Annotated in this window: 20 protein-coding genes; all 20 read right to left on the bottom strand. The window is 60.8% G+C overall.

Annotated elements, in window-relative coordinates:
• Window positions 1-39: 39 nt before the first annotated feature.
• Window positions 40-2,160 (bottom strand): flagellar biosynthesis protein FlhA, encoded by a 2,121-nt coding sequence (gene flhA / locus K6T12_RS05090; RefSeq protein ID WP_390879074.1) that lies wholly within the window; start codon window positions 2,158-2,160, stop codon window positions 40-42.
• 225 nt (window positions 2,161-2,385) lie between these two features.
• Window positions 2,386-3,528, bottom strand: a complete 1,143-nt coding sequence (flhB, locus tag K6T12_RS05085; RefSeq protein WP_222220117.1) for a flagellar biosynthesis protein FlhB — start codon at window positions 3,526-3,528, stop codon at window positions 2,386-2,388.
• Window positions 3,528-4,310, bottom strand: a complete 783-nt coding sequence (fliR, locus tag K6T12_RS05080) for a flagellar biosynthetic protein FliR (RefSeq protein ID WP_222220115.1) — start codon at window positions 4,308-4,310, stop codon at window positions 3,528-3,530. The genes flhB and fliR overlap by 1 nt, the downstream gene beginning before the upstream one ends.
• Window positions 4,311-4,314: 4 nt before the next feature.
• Window positions 4,315-4,584, bottom strand: a complete 270-nt coding sequence (fliQ, locus tag K6T12_RS05075; RefSeq protein ID WP_222220113.1) for a flagellar biosynthesis protein FliQ — start codon at window positions 4,582-4,584, stop codon at window positions 4,315-4,317.
• A 9-nt stretch (window positions 4,585-4,593) separates the two neighbouring features.
• A complete protein-coding gene (gene fliP / locus K6T12_RS05070) occupies window positions 4,594-5,343 on the bottom strand; it encodes a flagellar type III secretion system pore protein FliP (protein WP_315853564.1) in 750 nt (249 codons plus the stop codon).
• Window positions 5,340-5,804: a flagellar biosynthetic protein FliO gene (gene fliO, locus K6T12_RS05065; protein WP_222220111.1), complete on the bottom strand. Its 465-nt coding sequence runs from the start codon at window positions 5,802-5,804 to the stop codon at window positions 5,340-5,342. The genes fliP and fliO overlap by 4 nt, the downstream gene beginning before the upstream one ends.
• Before the next feature lie 8 nt (window positions 5,805-5,812).
• Window positions 5,813-6,262, bottom strand: a complete 450-nt coding sequence (fliN, locus tag K6T12_RS05060; protein WP_222220109.1) for a flagellar motor switch protein FliN — start codon at window positions 6,260-6,262, stop codon at window positions 5,813-5,815.
• A 29-nt stretch (window positions 6,263-6,291) separates the two neighbouring features.
• A complete protein-coding gene (fliM, locus tag K6T12_RS05055; protein ID WP_222220107.1) occupies window positions 6,292-7,269 on the bottom strand; it encodes a flagellar motor switch protein FliM in 978 nt (325 codons plus the stop codon).
• Between the two features lie 24 nt (window positions 7,270-7,293).
• The gene (locus tag K6T12_RS05050) at window positions 7,294-7,815 is read right to left on the bottom strand and encodes a flagellar basal body-associated FliL family protein (RefSeq protein WP_222220105.1); all 522 of its coding nucleotides are present in this window, start codon (window positions 7,813-7,815) and stop codon (window positions 7,294-7,296) included.
• Between the two features lie 358 nt (window positions 7,816-8,173).
• Window positions 8,174-10,009 (bottom strand): flagellar hook-length control protein FliK, encoded by a 1,836-nt coding sequence (locus tag K6T12_RS05045; protein ID WP_222220103.1) that lies wholly within the window; start codon window positions 10,007-10,009, stop codon window positions 8,174-8,176.
• 133 nt (window positions 10,010-10,142) lie between these two features.
• Window positions 10,143-10,586, bottom strand: a complete 444-nt coding sequence (fliJ, locus tag K6T12_RS05040) for a flagellar export protein FliJ (protein WP_222220101.1) — start codon at window positions 10,584-10,586, stop codon at window positions 10,143-10,145.
• A 12-nt stretch (window positions 10,587-10,598) separates the two neighbouring features.
• Window positions 10,599-11,942, bottom strand: a complete 1,344-nt coding sequence (gene fliI / locus K6T12_RS05035; protein ID WP_222220099.1) for a flagellar protein export ATPase FliI — start codon at window positions 11,940-11,942, stop codon at window positions 10,599-10,601.
• Window positions 11,939-12,709 carry a flagellar assembly protein FliH gene (locus tag K6T12_RS05030; protein WP_222220097.1) on the bottom strand — a complete coding sequence of 257 codons (771 nt, stop codon included), beginning with the start codon at window positions 12,707-12,709 and terminating at the stop codon, window positions 11,939-11,941. Before K6T12_RS05030 ends, fliI begins: the two co-directional genes overlap by 4 nt.
• A gap of 94 nt (window positions 12,710-12,803) precedes the next feature.
• Entirely contained in the window at window positions 12,804-13,826 is a 1,023-nt protein-coding gene (fliG, locus tag K6T12_RS05025; RefSeq protein WP_222220095.1) for a flagellar motor switch protein FliG, read from the bottom strand.
• Window positions 13,819-15,495: a flagellar basal-body MS-ring/collar protein FliF gene (gene fliF, locus K6T12_RS05020; protein WP_222220093.1), complete on the bottom strand. Its 1,677-nt coding sequence runs from the start codon at window positions 15,493-15,495 to the stop codon at window positions 13,819-13,821. Before fliF ends, fliG begins: the two co-directional genes overlap by 8 nt.
• A gap of 49 nt (window positions 15,496-15,544) precedes the next feature.
• Window positions 15,545-15,886 carry a flagellar hook-basal body complex protein FliE gene (gene fliE / locus K6T12_RS05015; RefSeq protein ID WP_222220091.1) on the bottom strand — a complete coding sequence of 114 codons (342 nt, stop codon included), beginning with the start codon at window positions 15,884-15,886 and terminating at the stop codon, window positions 15,545-15,547.
• A gap of 322 nt (window positions 15,887-16,208) precedes the next feature.
• A complete protein-coding gene (locus tag K6T12_RS05010) occupies window positions 16,209-16,838 on the bottom strand; it encodes a 3'-5' exonuclease (protein WP_222220089.1) in 630 nt (209 codons plus the stop codon).
• A 4-nt stretch (window positions 16,839-16,842) separates the two neighbouring features.
• The gene (locus K6T12_RS05005) at window positions 16,843-18,669 is read right to left on the bottom strand and encodes a putative nucleotidyltransferase substrate binding domain-containing protein (protein ID WP_222220088.1); all 1,827 of its coding nucleotides are present in this window, start codon (window positions 18,667-18,669) and stop codon (window positions 16,843-16,845) included.
• Window positions 18,670-18,755: 86 nt separating this feature from the next.
• Window positions 18,756-20,564 (bottom strand): sodium:solute symporter family protein, encoded by a 1,809-nt coding sequence (locus K6T12_RS05000; RefSeq protein ID WP_222220086.1) that lies wholly within the window; start codon window positions 20,562-20,564, stop codon window positions 18,756-18,758.
• 29 nt (window positions 20,565-20,593) lie between these two features.
• Window positions 20,594-20,854 (bottom strand): DUF4212 domain-containing protein, encoded by a 261-nt coding sequence (locus K6T12_RS04995; RefSeq protein ID WP_222220084.1) that lies wholly within the window; start codon window positions 20,852-20,854, stop codon window positions 20,594-20,596.
• Window positions 20,855-21,122: the final 268 nt, after the last annotated feature.

Raw genomic sequence — 21,122 nt, 5'->3', positions numbered from 1 at the left:
CCGTCCTTTATCGCGGCCCTCAGTTGCCGCCGCCGCAGATCAGCCCACATTCTGCCCCCCGACCGTAGCAACGATGGTAACCTTCTTATTTTCCGGTATCTCCTGGTAGGAGAGCACGTGGATATGCTGCTCTCCGTAGCGCACGAATTTGGCCAGCAGCGGCCGTACCGGCGCCGCCACCAGCAGTACCGCCGGCTTGCCGGCCATCTCCTGCTGCTGGGCGGCACTGGCCAGGGAGATCTGCAAGCGTTCCGCCATACCCGGCTCGATCACCAGGTTGTCGTCACCACCGCCCTGCTGCACCGAACCGAGCAACAACTGCTCCAGCTGCGGATCCAGGGTGATCACCGGCAGTTCCGGCTCGGAACCGTTGATGGTCTGCACGATCAGGCGCGCCAGTGCAATACGCACCATCGCCGTCAACATCATCGGATCCTGGGTGCGGGTCACCGCATCGGTCAACGCCTCGGCGATGGTACGGAAATCCTTCAGCGGCACCTGCTCCATCAACAGGTTCTGCAAAATCTTCAACAGATTGCTGATCGACAGCTTGGCCGGCACCAGCTCCTCCACCAGTTTCGGCGACGACTTGGCCAGCATATCGAGCAACTGCTGCACCTCTTCATGCCCCAACAGATCCTTGGCATTGGCCTGCAGAATCTGGTTCAGGTGGGTGGCGACCACGGTGGAGGCGTCCACCACGGTATAACCAAGCGACTGGGCGCGCTCCTTGTCGGACAGCTCGATCCAGACCGCGTCCAGGCCAAACGCCGGATCCTTGACGTCGATCCCCTTCAGCGAACCGAACACCTGGCCGGGATTGATCGCCAACTCACGATCCGGGTAGACCTCAGCCTCACCGACCACCACCCCCATCATGGTGATCCGGTAGGCACCGGGCAGCAGGTCAAGGTTATCGCGGATATGCACCGAGGGCACCAGGAAACCGAGTTCCTGTGACAGTTTTTTGCGCACTCCTTTGATCCGGTTCAGCAACTGACCGCCCTGCAGCTTGTCGACCATCGGTATCAACCGATAGCCAACTTCCAGGCCGACCATGTCGACCGGCATCACGTCGTCCCAGTCCAGCTCCTTATGCTGTTCCACCTCTTCCGCCTGGGTGGCGGGCAGCTGCTCGGCTTCCTGGACGGCCTGCTCCGCCTGCTGTTTCTTCTTGCGATCGATCCACCAGACCGCACCGCCAACCACCGCCGCCAGCGACAGAAAAGCGAAGTGCGGCATGCCGGGCACAACCCCCATCATCGCCAGAATTGCGGCGGTGACGCCCAGCGCCTTTGGCGACGCCATCTGGGCGATTATCTGGCCGCCCATATCGTGGGAGGCGTTCTGCCGGGTCACCATGATCGCCGCTGCGGTAGACAGCAACAGCGACGGGATCTGGGCCACCAGACCGTCACCGATGGTCAGCAGCGAGTAGAACTCCGCCGCGGTGGCGAAATCCAACTGGTGCTGGGCCATACCGATCGCCAGCCCACCGATGATGTTGATGAACAGGATCAGGATGCCGGCCACCGCATCGCCACGTACGAACTTGGAGGCACCGTCCATCGAGCCGTAGAAGTCCGCCTCCTGAGTCACGTCCTGACGGCGGGCCTTGGCTTCCTCCTGATTGATCAGGCCGGCATTGAGGTCGGCATCGATCGCCATCTGCTTACCGGGCATGGCGTCGAGGGTAAAGCGGGCGCTTACTTCCGATATACGGCCAGCGCCTTTGGTGACCACCACGAAGTTGATGATTACCAGAATCAGGAACACCACCAGACCGACCACGTAGTTGCCGCCGATCACCACCGAGCCGAACGCCTCGATCACCTTCCCGGCGGCGTCGCCACCTTCGTGGCCGAACAGCAGCACCACCCGGGTCGAGGCCACGTTCAGCGCCAGCCGCATCAGCGTCGCCACCAGCAGGATGGTGGGGAATACCGCAAAATCCAACGGCCGCATCGAGTAGACGGAAACCAGCAGCACCACGATCGACAGGGCGATGTTAAAGGTAAACAGAACGTCCAACAGGAACGGCGGCATCGGCAGGGTGACCATTGCCATGATCACCAGCAACAACAACGGCACCCCGAGGTTGCCGTTGGTCAGGCTGCGCGCGTTCGCAATTAGACTTTCTTTGTTCAGACCGGCTAGCAAAGCGTCAAAATCCCAGCACCAAATAGACGTAAAAGTGACAGATTAACGGTTTCATCTGATGATAGCCATGCATCCTGTACTGTTTATTGACGCCGATGACCATCGCGCGAATTACAATGCAAGAAACCGGCCAGCCCCGGAGAGCGTGCTTAATAATTCAATTAACGCGACTGCCCCCGAATTATCGCCAGACAGGGCGCGAGGAAAGACGCTCGGTATTCCAAATCAGTCATCCCGGCGCAAATCGTGCGGTATATCCAGATCCGCATCACCCGGCGGAGTCGGCTTGCTGTCCTGATAGCTCTTGTAGCGACGCAGCTGATAGACGTAAGCCAGCACCTGGGCCACCGCCATAAAGAGACCGTCGGGAATCTGCTCGCCGATTTCGGTGGAGTAATAGATCGCCCGGGCCAGCGGCGGCGCGGTCAGGATCGGCACCTCGTGTTCGCGGGCCACCTCACGGATTTTCAGCGCCACGAAATCGGCCCCCTTGGCCACCATGATCGGCGCATCGCTGACACTGGTGTCGTACTTCAGCGCCACCGAGTAATGAGTCGGGTTGGTAATCACCACGTCCGCCTCAGGCACCGCACCCATCATATTGCGCTGAGCGATCTCCCGCTGCAGCTGGCGGATACGCCCTTTCACCTCGGGCTTACCCTCGGTGTTCTTCATCTCATCCTTGATCTCCTGCAGCGTCATCTTCAGCTTCTTGGTGTACTCGTAAATCTGGTAGGGCACATCAATCGCGGCAATCAGGATCAGCGACAACGACATCACCAGAAATACCCACATCACCAGCTCGACCGCATCGCCCATCGCGGTACGAATGTCACTGCTACCCAACGCCAGCAGGTCGTCTTTGATCATCCATAACGAGAACACGCCAAAAGTGCCCACCAACAGAAACTTGGCCAGCGCCTTGGCCAACTCCACCAACGCTTTAACGGAGAACATCCGCTTCAAGCCGGATAGCGGATTGATCCGGTTCAGCTTGGGGGCCAACGCCTGACCGCTGAAGATCCACCCCCCCAGGGCTATCGGACTGATCAGCGCCGCCAACAACACCAAGCCAAAGAAGCCTCCGATACCGAGCAACCCGTCAAACAGGCTGCTGCCGAGATGCTCAAACATCATTTTGACATCGAATACCGCATCGCGGTCCAGGCTGAAGTTGTAGCGCAGCATACCGGCCATCAGATGGACCAGATAATTACCGAACACCAGCGCCGCGGCCACGCTGGCCATCAGCACCGCCATAGTGCCCAGTTCTCGCGATCGCGGAACGTCCCCCTTTTCGCGGGCGTCCTGCAATCGCTTGGGTGTTGGCTCTTCGGTCTTTTCCTGACCGTCTTCGTTTTCTGCCATCAACGCCCCCCGAACAGCACGCTGGTTACGAAATCGAGCGCGAACTCACTGATACGCTGGTACTGCCCCAGGAAGCCGGACAGACTGGCGTAGACCACGAACAACCCCATGGTCATGGTAAACGGAAAGCCGATGGCGAAGATGTTCAGCTGAGGGGCGGCACGGGTCATGATGCCGAACGCGAAGTTGACTACCAGCAACGCGGTGACCGCCGGCAACGACATCAGCAGAGCAGCGGAAAACAGCCACAGGCCCGACAGCGCGATCTGCCAGAACACGTCGGGCTTGAGCCCCTCCAACCCGACGGGGATCAGATTGAAACTGCGCACCAGCACGTCAATCAGTACCAGGTGGCCGTTCATCACGATAAACAGCAACATCACCAGGGTCAGGTAGATCTGACCGAGAATGACCACCGACACCCCGTTGGCGGGGTCGGTCATCGAGGCGAACCCGAGCCCCATCTGGGTGGCGATCAGCTGGGCGCCAAGCACGAACACCTGGAACAGGATCTGCGCGATAAAGCCCAGTACGGTACCGATCAGCACCTGTTGCAGGATCACCAGCAGGGTCTGCAGCGACAGGCCGTCGAACTCGGGCATCGGCGGCAGCAGCGGCACCACCAGCACCGTCACCGCCAGCGCCAGGCCGAGCCGGATCCGCACCGGCACCAGCTGCGAGCCGATCACCGGCATCACCATGAAGAACGAAGCGATACGGAACAGCGGCCACAGGAAGGCGGCTACCCACTGCTCGATCTCCAGGATGCTGATCTCAAACATCGCCCTAACCTATCAGCAACGGGATGTTCTTAAACAGATAATTGAAGTAGTCGCTGATCTTGGTCACGATCCAGGGACCGGCCCACATGATCACCAGCAGGGTGATGATCAGACGCGGCAGGAAGCTGAGGGTCTGCTCGTTGATCTGGGTCGCCGCCTGAAAGGTGGAGATCAACAACCCCACCGCCAGACTGGGGAATACGATCACCGACACCAGCAATACGATCAGGTAGAACGCCTCACCGAACAGGTCCAATACCAGCTGCGCGGTCATTCTGACCTCCTATATGCCAAAGCTGGCCGCCAGCGTGCCGATCACCATCGCCCAGCCATCGACCAACACAAACAGCATGATCTTGAACGGCAGCGAGACAATCACCGGCGACAGCATCATCATCCCCATCGCCATCAATACGCTGGCGACCACCAGGTCGATCACCAGGAACGGAATGAACAGCATGAAGCCGATCTGGAAGGCGGTCTTCAGCTCGCTGGTAACGAATGCCGGCACCAGGATATTGAACGGAATCTCCTCCGGGCCGTTGACCGGCGCGGTGCCGGAGATCTTCATGAACAGGTCGAGGTCGCTTTCACGGGTCTGATGCATCATGAAATCGCGGAACGGGCCGCTGGCCGCCTCCAGGGCCTGGATCACATTGAGCTGTTCATTGATATAGGGCTGCACTGCCACCAGGTTCACCTGGTCGATCACCGGCCCCATGATAAACAGCGTCAGGAACAGCGACAGGCCGATCAGGATCTGGTTGGACGGGGTCTGCTGCAAACCCAGCGCCTGACGCAGGATCGCAAAGACGATAATGATGCGGGTGAACGAGGTCATCATCATGAGGATCGCTGGCAGGAACGTCAGCATCGTCATGAGGATCAGAATCTGCAGCGTCACACTGTAGTTGGTCGCACCATCCTCGCCGGTACTCAGGGTGACCGCCGGAATCCCGCTATCGGCCGCCCAGCCAAGACTTGGCAGCAACATCAGCAGCGGAAACAACAGCAGTTTCAGACCGCGCATCATGCCTGCCGTCCCCGCACCGCATCGCGCAGCCGCTCGCTGAACTGGCCACCGGCGGCGGCATCCACCACCGGCTCGTCAAACTCCGCCAGAGTGCTGACCCGGCCCGGCGCCACACCGAGCAATACCTGCTTGCGATCCCCCACCTGCACCAGCACGACCTTTTCGCGGCTGCCCAGCGACAGGCCGGCAACCACCTTGATCGCGCCCTGCTGGACCGCAAGGCCACCGAACCGGCGCATCAGCCAGGCCAGCAGCAGGATCATCACCACCACCGCCGCCAGCCCCAGCAGCAACTGCATCACCGAACCGGCATCGATCGGCGTGGGCATCGCAGGCGGCGGCGCCTTCGGCTGCGCCGTCCCAGCCGGTTGCTCGGCGGCCAGCAGTGGCGGGCAAAATGCCAGCAACAGCAGGCCGAGCAGCAGGCTACTGCGGTAAACCAGTTGGGTGATTAGAGCCATGAAATAAATTATTTGAGCCGCTTGATTCGTTCCTGGGGGCTGATCACATCGGTCAGCCGGATACCGTAGCGGTCGTTGACCACTACCACTTCGCCATGCGCGATCAGGGTGCCGTTAACTTTGACGTCCAACGGCTCACCGGCGACCCGGTCCAGCTCGAGCACCGAGCCCTGGCTTAACTTCAGCAGGTTACGGATCGGAATCTCGGTCTGACCCACCTCCATGGTGATCTCGACCGGGATATCCATAATGACATCCAGCTTCGGATCGGCCACCGGCACCGCCTCGTCTTTCAGCTCCTCCAGCTCGACCGCCTTGGCCGCCGCAATCTCGGCCTCCTGGGCCGACATATCCGCCATGATGCTATCGACATCCACACTGGCGTTGCCGGTCTGCTCGCCCAGCGCGGCAGCCCATTCGTCAGCCAGCGCCTGCGGATCCTGATTATCATCACTCATGCATCAAACTCACTAAACTCACTGCTCGGCTATTGCAGCTTTTCCAGCTGCTCAAGGATTTTCACTGCCAGGCGCCCGCGGGAGACGCCCAGTTTACAACTGAAGACCGGTACCTTGTTGGCCTTCAGCTGGAAGGTTTCAGGTATCTCCACCGGAATCACGTCACCGGCCTGCAGCTCCATCACGTCGCGCAGCGTCATCTGCCGCTCGGCGATGCGCAGCTCCAGATCCATCGAGGCCATCTTGAGGTCGCGCTGCAGCGCCCGCTCCCAGCGTTCATCCTTGGCCTCCTCGTTGTTCTGAAAGCCGGAAACCAGGATATCGCGTACCGGGTCCAGCATCGAATAGGGCATGGTGACATGGAACTCACCACTGCCTCCCTCCAGGTCAACCTGAAAAGTACTGACCACCACCACCTCGGTCGGATTGACCGCGTTGGCCATCGCCGGGTTGACCTCGTGACCGACATGCTCGAACTCCAGATCCATCACCGGTCGCCAGGCTTCCTTCAGGTCGGCAAAGAACTCGTTGACCGCCTTGAACACCAGCCGCGTCTCGGTTGGCGTGAACTCGCGCCCCTCGATCTTGGCATGACGACCATCACCGCCGAAGAAGTTATCGACCAATTTGAACACCAGCTTGGCGTCCATGATCATCAGCCCGGTACCGCGCAACGGCGAAACCCGCATCAGGTTCATACTGGTCGGCACATAGAGGGTATGGATGTAATCGCCGTATTTCATCACCTGCACACCGCCGACGGTAACATCGGCGGTGCGGCGCAGCAGGTTGAACAGGGTGGTGCGTACCGAACGGGCAAAGCGTTCGTTGATCATCTCCAGGGTCGGCATCCGGCCACGAACAATACGTTCGTGGCTGGCCAGGTCGTAGGGGCGTATATCGCCGCCGTCCGACTCCTGTTCGTCCTGCTCCTCGGACACATCATCGTCTACGCCATGCAACAGCGCATCGATTTCATCCTGGGAGAGGAGGTCTTTGACCGACATAGAAGTAGTTAAGCCTGCCCGGACTTATTGCATTACGAAGTTGGTAAACAGGATCGTCTCGATACCCGGCTTGCCAATCTTCTCCATCATGATCTCACGCACCAGCTCGGTCGCTTGGCTACGCAGTTGTTGCTTGCCCTCGACCGTGCGCAGCTGGGTGAATTTCTGGGTCGCAAACAGGTTATTCAGGCGCGATACCACCAGCGGCATATGCAGCGTCAGCGCGTCTACCACCTGCTGATCACGGGTCTTGGCCTCGACATAGGCCTGCATGTAGTGCGGCTGGCCGTCCCCCTCGCTCTGCAGGGTCACCACGAACATCGGCTTGCCCCCCATGGTGCGCACCTTGGTATAGGCCGCCTTCTGGCGCCCCTGCTGCTCCGCCGCCGCAGTCTCTTGCTGTTCGCCACTGTCGCCGAGCAGGAAGTAAGCCGCCGCCCCACCGCCGCCGCCAATGATCAGCAACGCCACCAGTGCAATAATGATCAGCTTGAGCTTGGAACCTTTCTTGCCGGAGCTCTCTTCGCCGTTCTGTTCGTCTGCCATCGAAAACCTCTAACGCTGTTTTACCGCCTTCGGGAAACCGCTGAAGGGCATCCTGTTGGGATCGCCTAATATAACACGGCGGCGCGGCACGTAAGAGCCTGGCCTCAATCTTTTGCCCGCCTGCGTTGTCGCCTCAATTAGCACCAGACAAGGCGCGAGAAGCGACGTTTAGTTGACCTAAATAAGCGCCGAGCAACGCGGTATGGCGCTATTTGCGGCACAACCCGAAGGGACCGGGCTATTTTCGCGCATTGCTGCGTTTTTCGTCGCTCATGTACCGCAGTACAGCACGCTCCTCATTCCTTGCACTGCGCGAAAATAGCCTCCGTCGCAGCCGGCAAAAGATCGAGGCCAGGCTCTACGCGTAATAGTCGACCAGAGAAAGGCCCTGAGCACCGTCCTGCTGGCTCAATTCCTCATCGCCGCCCAACCCGGATTGGGCATAGCCGGCCCGTTCGCCCGACTCGCCATCACGGCCCTCGTGACGCTCACCGGAGGAGTGATCGGCCACCGACGAATCGGCCAGGTTGAGGCCCTGTTCGGCAAACATCTCCCGCAACCGCACCAGACTCTGTTCGACCGTATCGCGTACCGAGGCGTGCGGCGAAACGAAGCTGACGCTGACCTGATCCTGGTTCACCTGAATGCGCACCTGCAACGAACCCAGCTCCGGCGGATCGAGCTGAATCTCGGCCACCCGGCTCTGCTGATTCGCCAACCAGACCACTCGCTCGCCCAACGCCGACGGCCAGTTGGGCGACTTGAGATGAGGTGATCCCGGCAGGTTGAACTGCTGCGGCTGTTGCTGAGCCGCTGACGGCTCGGTGGCGGCCTGACGGACCAGCTGAGCAAAGCCGCTGCTCGGCGCCCCGTTCTGGCCACCGGCGCCGCTACCACTATTCTGGCTTGAACTCTCTCGACCGCTACCGTCGGCGCCATCACCGGCCAGGTTACGCAGCCGTTCAGCCAGCACCGGATCAAGTTCACCTTCAACCACGGGTTCGTTAACTACCGCTGCGGCCTGGGCCCCGACACCCTGCGCCGGCGTGCTGTTGGCGGCGGCCACCGCCTGCGCCATGGACGAGGATCGAGTACCGGCCGGCGCCTGTTCGGCCATACCATCGGCCTGCGGCAGCGCCGATTGTGCTGCCTGCTGCGCGGCCTGAACCGCCTGCGCCGTGTTACCCGCACTACCCGCCGTCGCAGTGGCGGTGGACGCGATCGACATCCCCGCTGCAGCCCCCCTGTTTTCGGACAGCGTTTGCTCAAGCCTTTCCGACAGCCCGGCGGCGACCGCCGCCCCCGGCTGCATCTGCTGAACTTGCTGCATCGCCTGATCGGCCGGAGTCAGCCAGCTATTATCGTCAGCCGCAGGTACGGACTGCGGGTTGCTCAGCATCCGGGCCAGCGCACGGTTCTGAATCGCGCCCTCCAGGGGGAGCGCCTGCTGCGCAGCGGCGTCGGCCGGCATTCGCTCATCGGCCGCAGCCACTTCAAGGACCAGCGGCAGCTTTTCCAGCACCGGCGTTGTCTCGACGGCCTGATCGCGGGCGGCGGCAGCTAGCTGCGTGTCGTTCGCAGGCTGTGCCGGCGTTGCCTCAGCAACCTGACTATCGCTCCCGCTGTCCGCCGCTACGTTTTCAGTCTGCCCCTGATCACTCAGCCCGAGCCGTTGCCGCAATGCGACAGCCAGTTCCGCCGCCAGCGGTTGCTGCTGCTCCGCCAGCGCATCCAGCTCCTGCAGCAACTGCTGCTGCAGCTCGGGCGGGAAGCCCTGCTGCTGCAGATCGGCGACCAGCTCATCGGATAGCTGCCCGGCAGTCAGCTGCTGCAGGGTATCGGCCGACAGCTGGCCTTCGGCCAGTTCCTGCAACGCCTCCTCCGACAGCTGCAGGGAGGCAAGCTGCTGCAGCGCCTGTTCCGACAGCGGCAATGTTGCCGGCGGCAAACCGTCGGCCATCAGCGCCCCCTGGGGCGGCAAATTCAGGCCCATCGCCGGCAAGCCCTGACCGGCCTGGGCAGCCTGACCGGCGCCGCCGGGCGTCGTCGCCATCAGCGACTGACCAAGCAGGCCGGCAAAGAAACCGCCCTGACTGAAGCCGCCCGGCAGCCCGTTGGCCAGCGTTGTCGCGCCGCCTTGCAGCCCAAGGCCCAGCAAACCACCGGAAAGGGTTGGGGAAATCTGATTGTTCATTTGGACTCCTGCACCAGGGTAACCTGGACAACAGAACTGCAAAATAGAGGCCAAGGTTGAATGAGCTGCAAGCCCACAGTTTATCTGCGGCGGTGACTCTGGAAGGCAATACCGGCGCGAAGAGCGCCGGCGATCAGAAAAAGTCGGGAGGGCGGCGCTGCGAGCGCTCATCCAGCTCTTTCTGCAACTGCTTGTCGGCCTGAGCCCGCTCCTGGTCGACCGCCTTGGCCTGCAAGACCTCCATCGCCTTGAGATGGGCATAGCTCTTCTGCCAGTGCTGCTCGACCGCAACCAGCTCCTGCTGATTCTGCGCCATGCCTTTGCGGTGCTGTTCGATCGCCTTGGTGATCTTTTGCATGAACGCCTGGCGGGTCTGCATCTCGGATGGACCCAAGGTACGCTGACCGGCCTGCTGGAACTGCTGCTGGTACTCCAGCAGGAAGTTCTGCAGCTGCTGCAGGCTTTGCTGATCCTGCTGGGTACGGGCACGGCTGGCGGCCAGGAACTGATCGGCCTGCTGCTTCTTGCGCTCGGCCAACTCCTTCACCAACTGCAAGCGGTCAGATCGCTTTGCCATTCGCCCCCCTCATCATCTCTTCTGGCCCGGCATCGGCTCGAGCGACATAAACAACTGCTGGATACACTGCTTCAGCGGCAGGGGTTCATCCATGCGCTGCTGCAGGAAGGCCCGCAGTACCGGCATCCGCTCGATCGCCTGATCGGTTTCCGGGTCGCTGCCGGCGACGTAGGCGCCCACCGCGATCAGATCGGCATTCTGCTGGAATTTCGAATAGAGTTTCTTGAACTCCAGCGCCTTAGCCAGATGATCCTGGCCGACAATTGATGGCATCGCACGACTGATCGACGCTTCGATATCAATCGCCGGGTAGTGCCCCTGCTCGGCCAGCCGGCGGGACAGCACCACGTGACCGTCCAGAATCGCCCTTGCCGAATCGGCCACCGGGTCCTGCTGATCGTCCCCTTCGGTCAGCACCGTATAGAATGCAGTCACCGAGCCGCCGCCCGGCTTGCCGTTGCCGGCCCGCTCCACCAGCTTCGGCAGTTTGGCGAACACCGACGGCGGATAGCCTTTGGTGGCCGGCGGCTCGCCCACCGCCAGCGCGATCTCGCGCTGCGCCTGGGCATAACGGGTCAGCGAATCCATTAACAGCAACACGTTCTTGCCCTGATCGCGGAAATACTCGGCGATCCGGGTGGTCAGCTGGGAAGCCCGCAAGCGCATCAACGGCGAATCGTCGGCCGGCGACGCCACCACTACCGAGCGGGCCAACCCCTTCTCACCAAGGCTATGCTCTATGAACTCCTTAACTTCACGGCCTCGCTCGCCGATCAGCCCCACCACGATAATCTCGGCCTCGGTGAAGCGGGTCATCATCCCCAGCAACACCGACTTACCGACACCACTGCCGGCAAACAGTCCCAGCCGCTGTCCGCGACCAACGGTCAGCAACGAATTGATCGCCCGAACACCGACATCCAGGGTCTGATGGATAGGTTCACGCGACAGCGGGTTGATGGTCTCGCCGGCCAGCGCCACCTTCTGTTCGGTATGCAAAGGGCCACGACCGTCGATCGGCTTGCCGACGCCATTCAGCACCCGGCCGAGCAGTTCCGGCCCGACCGGTACCGAGCCCACCTCCTGCACCGGAATCACCCGCGCGCCAGGTTGCAGGCCATCGATGGTATCGAGTGGCATCAGGTAGACCCGGTCGCCGGAGAAGCCCACCACTTCGGCTTCCACCCGGACGCGGGGATTCAATTCGATCAGGCAGCAGTCGCCAATGGCCACCTGGATACCGACCGCCTCCAGGGTCAGGCCGATCATCCGGGTGACCCGGCCTTCAATCCGGGCCCGGGCGGGGCTGTACCTTAACGTGCGGTAACCGGCCAGACGCTCGATCAGCTGGCTCATTCTGCCGAACCGTTGTCCTGCCGGGAAAGATAGTAGTCGCGCAACTGGCTGGCCACCTGCTGGTAACGCTGCGCCAGGGTGTTGTCGGCGAAGGTGTTGGCGGTCTGCACGATGCAGCCGCCCGGCTCGACGCTGTCATCGCCGACCACCTGCCAGCTCTCATGGTTACGCTGCGCCATTTCAGTGACGATATCGACAGCAGCCGGATGCACCCGAATGCGGACGTTTTCATGCGGCTTCGGCAGCTGGTCAATCACCTCCTGCACCGCCTGGCGCACCACCTGCGGATCGAACTCCGCTGCCAGCTCGACCACTGCGCGGGACAGCTGCAAGACCATCTCCACCACCTGGTTTTCCAGCTGCTCGGCGATACCGTCCAACGGCGCCTGCTGGCGGGCGATCATCTCGGCCAACTGCTGCTGCAGCTGTTCGACCTTCTCGCGCCCCCCACCGAAGCCCTCTTCATAGCCCTGCTGCCGCCCCTCCTGTTCGCCCTGAGCACGCCCCTCCGGCAGACCGACCTCATAGCCGGCCTTCTTGCCCTCGGCAAAACCCTCCTGATAAGCGGTTTCGCGGATCTCCTCAAGCTCGCTGACGGTCAGCTTTTCCGCCGCCAACTCCTCCTCGACCACCTCGACCCGGCCGCCTTCGCGCTGCACGAAGCCGAACAACCGGGTACCGCTGACAGAGGGCAGATCCCAACCGGCGGTTTCGGCCGGCAGATCGGAGGCGGCAATGCGGGCAACCCGCGTATCGATCCGTTTCATAAGCTTATCCGAGCATCCCGTTGCACCGCTGGCAGCCGGCTTCGCACACGCATCACCGTGCCCGAGCAAACGGACCAGCCGTTCAACGCGCTCATCAGATCATCTCCTCGCCACTGCCGCCGAGCATAATCTCGCCTTCGTCGGCCAGGCGACGGGCAACGGTGAGGATCTCTTTCTGGGCCTCTTCCACTTCGCTGACCCGTACCGGCCCTTTCGCCTCCAGATCATCACGCAGCAGCTCGGAGGCACGCTTGGACATATTGCGGAAAATCTTCTCCTGCAGGGCGGTTTCGGCCCCTTTCAACGCCACCACCAGCACGTCGGTGGAGATTTCGCGCAGGATAACCTGGACACCGCGGTCGTCCACGTCGACCAGGTTGTCGAATACGAACATCAGGTCCTGGATCTGGGTTGCCAGATGCTCGTCCACCTCTTTGATGCCTTCCATCATCTCCACTTCGACCGACGAATCGATGAAGTTCATGATATTGGCGGCGGACTGCACGCCGCCCAGCGACGCCAACTGGCTGCCGGCGGCACCGCCACTGAACTGGCGCTCGAGAATATCGTTCAGTTCCTGCAACGCCTGCGGCTGCACCCGATCCAGCGCCGCCACACGCATCAGCACGTCGAGCCGCACTTTCTCATCGAAGAACGACAGCACATTGGCCGCCACGTCGGCATCAAGGAAGGCGATCACCACCGCCTGGATCTGCGGGTGCTCGAAACGGATGATCTCGGCGATCTGGCGCGGCTCCATCCAGCGCAGGGTATCCAGGCCGGAGGTATTGGTGTTCATCAGGATCCGGTCGAGCAGGGTCTTGGCCTTCTCCTCACCCAGCGCCTGGTTCAGCATCGCCCGGATGTAGCGGTCGTTGTTGATGCCGATACCGGTCTGGTCGGATACCTGGTCCATAAAGGCTCCCACCACCGCCTCGACCCGGGTCTGGGGTACGTTGTCGAGCTTGGCCATCGCCTCGCCGATCAACTGCACCTCCTTCGGCCCCAGATGCTTGAGGATTTCGGCCGCGTCCGACTCGCCCAGACTGATCAGCAGGATGGCTGCTTTTTCAACATTGCTGAGCCCCACGATGGAGCTTTCCGCGTCGTCACTCATCCTCTGCGACCCACTGTTTTACAGCCTGCGCCACCCGGGCCGGATCTTCGGCCACCAGGCTGCGAATGGCATTGATCTGATAATCGAAACTCTGATTGGGGGTCGGCAGCAACCCCTCGTCGCTGCCGAAGGTAATCTGGTCGTCGGCGATGCCGGCCTCCTCCAACCCTTCCAGTTCGGCCATTACATCACCGGCCGCGCCGAGCCCGGTGACCTTGCCCTCGGTACCGGTGACCGCCAGCGAACGCAGGATCGGCCGCAGGATGCCGAACACCAGCAGCAGCACGAACAGCACCGCCAGCACCTGCTTCACCACATCCCAGAACCAGTCCTGCATCCAGAAAGGCGCGTCCTCGACGACATCCATCTCCGGCGGCACAAACGGCGAGTTCACCACATTGATGCTGTCGCCACGTACCGCCGAGTAGCCCACCGCATCCTGGACCAGCACGCGCAGCCGCTCCAGCTCGCTCTCGCTCCATGGCTGACGCTCGACCGCACCACTCTGCGAATTGAGGGCGCTCAGGTCATCCACCACCACCGCCACGGTCAGACGACGCACCCGGCCCAGCTGATGCTTGGTATAGCTGATCGAACGATCCAGCTCGAAGTTGCGGGTCGCCTGCTTACGGCTACTGCCGGCCTGGGCCTTGGCGACCGCGTTAGCCCCCTCACCGACCGCCTCCTCCGGCACCGCCGAAGCGCCCGGCGGCTGGTTCGACAGGGCGCCGGGAATACCGACCGGCGCATTGCCGCCTACCCGGTTCTCGTCCAGCGTCTGTTCGGAGCGCAGCGCCGGCAGGTCCGGGTTGAACATCTCGTCGGTCTGCTCGACTTCGGTAAAGTCGATATCGGCCGACACCTCGGCACGGAACTTACCCATGCCAACCACCGGCTGCAGAATACTGTTGACCCGGTTAAGCAGCGTCTCCTCGACCTTGCGGGTGTACTCCATCTGCTTGGCGGCCAGTACCACGTCGCCGTCAATCTCGCGGGTGTTCAGCAGATGGCCGCGCTGGTCGACCACGGTGACATCCTTGGCGTCCAGTTCGGGGATACTGGACGCCACCAGGTTGGCGATGGCCGCCACCTGGTTACGCTCCAGCTTGCGGCCGGCAAACAGCTCGACGAACACCGACGCGCGCGGCTTGCGCGCGTCACGAATAAACACCGATTCTTTTGGGATCGCGAGGTGGACCCGGGCACTGCGTACCGAGATCAGACTGGCAATGGTGCGTGACAACTCCCCTTCCAGGCCTCGCCTGAAACGGGTGGTTTCCATGAACTGGCTGGTACCCAGCCCCTGTTCTTGGTCTAGCAGTTCGAAGCCGACCGTCTTGTCGGCGGTAAAGCCTTCCGCCGCCAGCCGCAGTCGCGCCTGGTGCACCTGCTCCTGCGGCACCAGGATCGCTCGACCATCGGCATCGAATTTATACGGCAGGTTATACAGGCGCAGCTGCTCGATCACCTGGTTGGCGTCGGCGAAACTGAGATTGCTGAACAGCACCCGGTACTCGGGTTTCTGGGACCAGAGCACCACGGCGAAACCGATGGCAATACTGGCAGCCAGACCGATCATCAGGCCTACCTGGCGTACAATGCCCAGGCGGTTGAATCCGATAACCGGATTGCCTTTATCAGTACCAAGTTTTGCCGGATTATCCGCCATCAACTAACTCGCGCCACTCACCCGTTGGAATTAACAACAGCCGCAATATTCAAATCGGCATTTTGGAGATATCTTCGTACGCCGTTACCAGCCGGTTGCGCACCTGAACCATCGCCTGGAAGGAAACCGAGGCTTTCTGCATGCTGATCATTACTTCGGGCAGGTCCACGGTCGGATCCCCTTTTTCATAGGCAACCGACAATTTTTTGGCTTCGGTTTGGGTCTCGTTGACTTTATCGACCGCATTCTTCAACAGGTCGCCAAAGCTGCTCCGTTCTGCGCGAAGATCCGGTTCAGCGCGTACCGGCTGGATGGTGCTGGTCGGATCCATCTGTGCCCGGATCGCCCGCATCTGCGCCAGCACACTGTTTATATCCGCACGATCGACCATTCCGCCCCCTAAATTCGGCAATTAATTGACATTATAGAGAGCAACACCCGCCCATCAAGACCGACAACGCCCCATAACGCCAATAAATTGGCTTAAAACAGCTGTTTAACCCTATCGAAAGTAGTCTTATGCAAGCATCAAGCCAACATCCTAAACCGCCGTTCAGGATGGCCGCTCTACAGACGGGATCACAGCCGGCGCCAGCCGGCTGGCCAGAATAGCAGATTCCGCCCCGCATCGCGCCCTTAGATTAATCACCGATTCAGGTCGACGGTAATGTGACGCGATGGCAGGGCCGAGAAGGCGAACAACGGGGCAACGACTAATAGTGTGCTGCCGGCGCCTCGCCATATTTCAGTCGCACATACATCAGGGCCACGGTGATGGCATCCCCCAGCGCCGTGTGACGCTCGAGAATCGGCAGGTCAAGCTGACTGGCGATGGTGTCGAAACGCAGGTCGACATTACCGCCCACCGCTTTCCATTTGATGATGTCGTGGTAGACATGGGACAGCTCGATCGCCTTGTTCGGCAGACCGAAGCCGAAGCGCGGCCGGATGAATTTCTCCAGCATGCGCATATCGTAGTTGACGTAATAGCCGAGGATCGGCCGGTTGCCGACAAACTCCAGCACCTGGTCCAGCGCCTCGTCCAGCGTGATGCCGTCACATAGGTCACTGGCGCGCAACTTGTGGATCTTGATCGAGTCGCCGCTCAATGACTCGGGCGGCTGCAACTTGATATCCAGCCGCTCGCTGGTCATCACCTTACGGCCTTTGATGCGGACCGCGCCGATCGACAGGATCTCGCCTTTCTTGATATCCAGCGAGGTGGTTTCGCAATCGAGCGACACCACTTCGTCGCCGTCGTAGGGTTGAAACAAATAACCGTAAGGGCCGCTCCGATGGTCGATACGCTCTTTGAACTTTCTGATCGTTTTCGGAATGATCATCCGCTCAGCTCCCCAAGTGGTATCTCAGCGCCAGATGCTTCTTGAACCCCTTGACGATATGCAGGGCATCGCGCAACAGGTCTCGCTCCATTTTATTCAGCGATTGCAGCTCGATGATATTAGGCGTTTGGTCTATGCCCGCCTCGCTGCTGTCGACCCGCTTGATCTGCTGACGCAGCCGCAACTCGACAAACAGGCTCAGCGCCTCGGCCAGATCCTTGGCATGTTTCTGCTCCATCTGGCCGGCCTCCACCAGCGCCTCGATCCGCTTGAAGGTATTGGTGGCCAGAATCCGGTGCTCCAGCGCCAGGGTGCGCACGCCGTGCACGATCGGGAAGATGCCGCCTTTCTTGATATCCAGTTCGCCCTTCTCCTTCAGGTTGCCGAAGAAGGTCAGCGGGGTATCGAACTCCAGCGATGCCTTGGCGAAGTGTGAGAAAAACAGATCATTATTGCGCAGGTGGCGCAGGAACCAGTTACGGCCCGCCTTGAAGATTGCCGGGTTGCCGGCCACCGGCTTGCCGTCGACGGCGATCGCCAGGTTCAGCAGTGAATCGCCATCGCAACGGGCCGACCAGTCGCCGAGCATCTGGGTCCAGTCGCCCAGCGACTTCACCCATTGCGGATTGGACACCATGATGTTGCCCGGACAGGGTGGAAATCCGAATTCGATCAGCGTCTTGCTGTAGCGCTGCATGGTCGGCAACATCTCCGGCCAGTCCAGCCCGTCACGGTGGATCAGGGCGTTGTCCTGGTCGGTCTTCATGATCTGCTCGGCACGCCCCTCCGAGCCCATCACGATCAGGCAGACGTGCGGCTGCATATCCGGCGGAATCATCAGATCGAACAGCTTGGCCATGATGCGGCCGTTCATCGCCGCCAGCAGGTCCATCGCGAAGCGGGTCTTGACACCGTGCGACACCAACGCCTTGATCAGGTCGTTCAGCCCCGCCGCCGCTTCTTTCAAATCCTCGACGGTCGAGGCGCGCTCGATGCGCAGGCCGATGACATGGCTATGGCTGGAGAAATAGCTGAGCACATCGGTCAGCTCGACGATCCCCTGCAGCTCGCCCTTGGCCATCACCACCACCCGCTCGATCTGCTGCTGGGTCATGATGATCAAGGCATTGAACAGGTAGTCGTCCGGGGTGGTGGAGATCAGCCGGTAGGATGCGATCTCGGCAACATCCGAGTCCAGCGGCTTTTCGCACAGCACCGCCGCATTGAGCAGGTCGGTGCCGGTAATCATGCCGTAACGATTGCCCTTGCGCACCAGCACGCAGTCGGCCTTGCGTTCCTGCATCAGCGCGGTGGCCTCCTTGATGGTGGTACCCTCCAGCACGATCAACGGCTCGCGGATCAAGCCGTCCGATACCCGCGCCAGCATGAATTCGGTCATATCCTGGTCGCCGTGCTGGGCGACGATCTCCGACTTGGCGGCCAGGTTCTGCTGGAAGTAATCGGCAAACAGCGAATTGCTGGACACCAGTTCAAGCAGCACCCTGGTCGGCAGGATGTGACAGATGGTCTCCTCCTCGGCGATAAAGTTATGGATCGCCCGGCCGCGAATTGCCGACCAGCCGCCGAAGTAGTCCTCATCGGTATAGTGCACGAACACATGCTGGGTCTGCTCGGCGCTGTCGTCGCGGGCCTCGCTCTCGCTAACCCGCCCTTTCAGCACGATATAAACCCCTTCGGGTTCGTCGCCGGCGGCCAGAATCACTTCGCCACGCTGGTAATAGCCGATATCCAGGCTGGAACGCAGCAGGTTCTGCTCCGGCTCGCTCAGCAGGCTGAACGGCATGTTTTCCATCTTGAATGAGGTAGGCATATCCTTTCCGACTCCTATAAAGAGAAAAGGCACACCAGCTCGCGCCGGTGTGCCTTGTCAGCTTTTACGGGTAACTCAGGCGCGGATCAGTGCGCGTGAGCTGTACCGGCACCGCGCGGGATACGCAGATCTTCCACGATATCCTGAATCTCCTTCGGCGGTTCCGGCGTCATGCTGGCAACCACGAAGGCCACGACGAAGTGCAGGATCATACCCACGGTACCGAAGCCACCCGGCGAGATACCCATGAAGTACTCATCCGGCGTGCCGCCGCCCCAGACGAAGTACCACATGTACAGCACGGTGGAGACCAGACCGGTGAGCATACCGGCGATAGCGCCCTGAGTGTTCATCCGCTTGTAGAAGATACCCATGACGATGGCCGGGAATACCGACGCACAGGCCAGACCGAAGGCCAACGCCACCACCTGGGCCACGAAGCCCGGCGGATTGATCCCGAAGTAACCGGCGATACAGATCGCGACGATGGCCGCCAGGCGGGCATACATCAGCTCCTGCTTGTCGGTGATGTTCGGGTTGATGGTCTTCTTCATCAGGTCATGCGAGATCGCGGTGGAGATTACCAGCAGCAGGCCCGCCGCGGTGGACAGTGCCGCCGCGACCGCACCAGCCGCGACCAGCGCGATAACCCAGTTCGGCAGCTGCGCGATCTCCGGGTTGGCCAGTACCATGATGTCGCGGTCGACGTAGACTTCGTTGGCGAATGGCTGCTTGCCGGCATCGAAATCAGCCGAGGCGATCGCGTTGCTGGTCAGGCGCTGGTTGTTCTCACCACGCTCATCGGTGAAGGACGGTTTACCGCCTTTGCCTTCGAACGCCGCACCGGCAGCATACTGCACCTTGCCGTCACCGTTACGGTCGTTCCACGCCAGCAGACCGGCATTCTCCCAGTTCTTGAACCAAACTGGCATCTGGCTGTACTCGGTGCCCGCATTGTCAGCGCCGTTGATGGTCTGGATCAGGTTAACGCGACCAAAACCAGCAACGCCCGGTACCGAAGTGTACAGGATGGCGATGAAGATCAGCGCCCAGCCGGCAGAGGTACGTGCATCCTTGACGCGCGGTACGGTGAAGAAGCGTACGATTACGTGCGGCAGGCCCGCAGTACCGCACATCAGCGCAACGGTCAGGAAGAAGATATCGATAGTCGATTTCTTACCGGCGGTGTACTGCGCAAAGCCCAGGTCCATTGACAGCTTGTCCAGCGTCGCCAGTACCGACTGGCCGGATTCCAGGGTCGCCCCCAGGCCGGTCTGCGGCAGGATATGGCCGGTGATCTGCGCGGACAGGAAGAAGGCCGGCACGGTGAATGCCAGGATCAGTACGCAGTACTGCGCCACCTGGGTGTAGGTGATCCCCTTCATGCCGCCCAGTACCGCGTAGAAGAACACGATCGCCATACCGATCACCACGCCGGTGTTGATGTCGACGTGCAGGTAGCGGGAGAACACGATACCTACACCACGCATCTGGCCTGCCACGTAGGTGAAGGAGATGACGATGGTGCAGACCACGGCGATGGTACGCGCGGTGCTGGAGTAGTAGCGGTCACCGACGAAGTCCGGCACCGTGAACTTGCCGAACTTACGCAGGTAAGGTGCCAGCAGCAGTGCCAGCAGCACGTAACCACCGGTCCAGCCCATCAGGTAGGCGGAACCGTCACGGCCGATGAAGGAGATCAAACCGGCCAGGGAGATGAAGGAAGCCGCGGACATCCAGTCCGCCGCGGTTGCCATCCCGTTGGCCACCGGCGGTACACCGCCGCCCGCCACGTAGAACTCCTTGGTCGAGCCGGCACGCGCCCAGATGGCGATGCCGATATAGAGGGCGAAGGAGCCCCCGATGAACAGGTAGGTAAGTAAGTCGAGACTCATATGACTGCCGTCCTTAATCGTTATTATTTTTATTCGTGAACGTCATACTTCTCGTCCAGTTTGTTCATGCTGGCTACATAAGCCCAGATCAAACCGACGAAGACGAAGATAGACCCCTGCTGACCAAACCAGAACCCCAGCGGGAAACCGAAGAACTGGATTGCGTCCAACTGTTCGACGAACAGGATGCCGCAGCCGTAAGAGACCACGAACCAGATCGCCAGATAGGTCATAATGATGCGCAAGTTCTCACTCCAGTAAGCTTGCGCCTGATCGTTGCTGATTGACATGGCACCATCCGTTTTTTTGTTATTAGGTAGTAGGCATAAAAACAGGCCCTATCGAGACTATCAGACCGCCTATATCGGAGAAGCCCGACTTTAGTCGCGCCCCGCCGCGCCCAAGGTTGTCAACAATCTCGAACAAAACGCCCGAACCCAGGCGTGGCCTGGGCTGCCGCCCGACAGCAAACATAGAAAATGGATTCGGCCACAACAAGCTATACAAAGGTATTACAGGACCAGTAGACTGGTTTTCATGGTGCCTGAAGACGTACTA

It is taken from the genome of Marinobacterium arenosum (assembly GCF_019795155.1).
Taxonomy (GTDB): Bacteria; Pseudomonadota; Gammaproteobacteria; order Pseudomonadales; family Balneatricaceae; genus Marinobacterium_C; species Marinobacterium_C arenosum.
Note: the sequence above shows the minus strand (reverse complement) of the source record. Positions and strands in the feature narration are given on the sequence as shown.

Bases quoted from the DNA above. Each gene is read 5' to 3' on its own strand.
- K6T12_RS05050 (WP_222220105.1), bottom strand. From the start codon at position 7,815: ATGGCAGACGAACAGAACGGCGAAGAGAGCTCCGGCAAGAAAGGTTCC.
- fliQ (WP_222220113.1), bottom strand. From the start codon at position 4,584: ATGACCGCGCAGCTGGTATTGGACCTGTTCGGTGAGGCGTTCTACCTG.
- K6T12_RS05010 (WP_222220089.1), bottom strand. From the start codon at position 16,838: ATGATCATTCCGAAAACGATCAGAAAGTTCAAAGAGCGTATCGACCAT.
- fliJ (WP_222220101.1), bottom strand. From the start codon at position 10,586: ATGGCAAAGCGATCTGACCGCTTGCAGTTGGTGAAGGAGTTGGCCGAG.
- K6T12_RS05030 (WP_222220097.1), bottom strand. From the start codon at position 12,709: ATGAAACGGATCGATACGCGGGTTGCCCGCATTGCCGCCTCCGATCTG.
- fliE (WP_222220091.1), bottom strand. From the start codon at position 15,886: ATGGTCGATCGTGCGGATATAAACAGTGTGCTGGCGCAGATGCGGGCG.
- flhB (WP_222220117.1), bottom strand. From the start codon at position 3,528: ATGGCAGAAAACGAAGACGGTCAGGAAAAGACCGAAGAGCCAACACCC.
- fliN (WP_222220109.1), bottom strand. From the start codon at position 6,262: ATGAGTGATGATAATCAGGATCCGCAGGCGCTGGCTGACGAATGGGCT.
- fliF (WP_222220093.1), bottom strand. From the start codon at position 15,495: ATGGCGGATAATCCGGCAAAACTTGGTACTGATAAAGGCAATCCGGTT.
- fliR (WP_222220115.1), bottom strand. From the start codon at position 4,310: ATGTTTGAGATCAGCATCCTGGAGATCGAGCAGTGGGTAGCCGCCTTC.
- fliI (WP_222220099.1), bottom strand. From the start codon at position 11,942: ATGAGCCAGCTGATCGAGCGTCTGGCCGGTTACCGCACGTTAAGGTAC.
- fliO (WP_222220111.1), bottom strand. From the start codon at position 5,804: ATGGCTCTAATCACCCAACTGGTTTACCGCAGTAGCCTGCTGCTCGGC.
- fliM (WP_222220107.1), bottom strand. From the start codon at position 7,269: ATGTCGGTCAAAGACCTCCTCTCCCAGGATGAAATCGATGCGCTGTTG.
- K6T12_RS05000 (WP_222220086.1), bottom strand. From the start codon at position 20,564: ATGAGTCTCGACTTACTTACCTACCTGTTCATCGGGGGCTCCTTCGCC.
- K6T12_RS05005 (WP_222220088.1), bottom strand. From the start codon at position 18,669: ATGCCTACCTCATTCAAGATGGAAAACATGCCGTTCAGCCTGCTGAGC.
- fliP (WP_315853564.1), bottom strand. From the start codon at position 5,343: ATGATGCGCGGTCTGAAACTGCTGTTGTTTCCGCTGCTGATGTTGCTG.
- K6T12_RS05045 (WP_222220103.1), bottom strand. From the start codon at position 10,009: ATGAACAATCAGATTTCCCCAACCCTTTCCGGTGGTTTGCTGGGCCTT.
- K6T12_RS04995 (WP_222220084.1), bottom strand. From the start codon at position 20,854: ATGTCAATCAGCAACGATCAGGCGCAAGCTTACTGGAGTGAGAACTTG.
- fliG (WP_222220095.1), bottom strand. From the start codon at position 13,826: ATGAGTGACGACGCGGAAAGCTCCATCGTGGGGCTCAGCAATGTTGAA.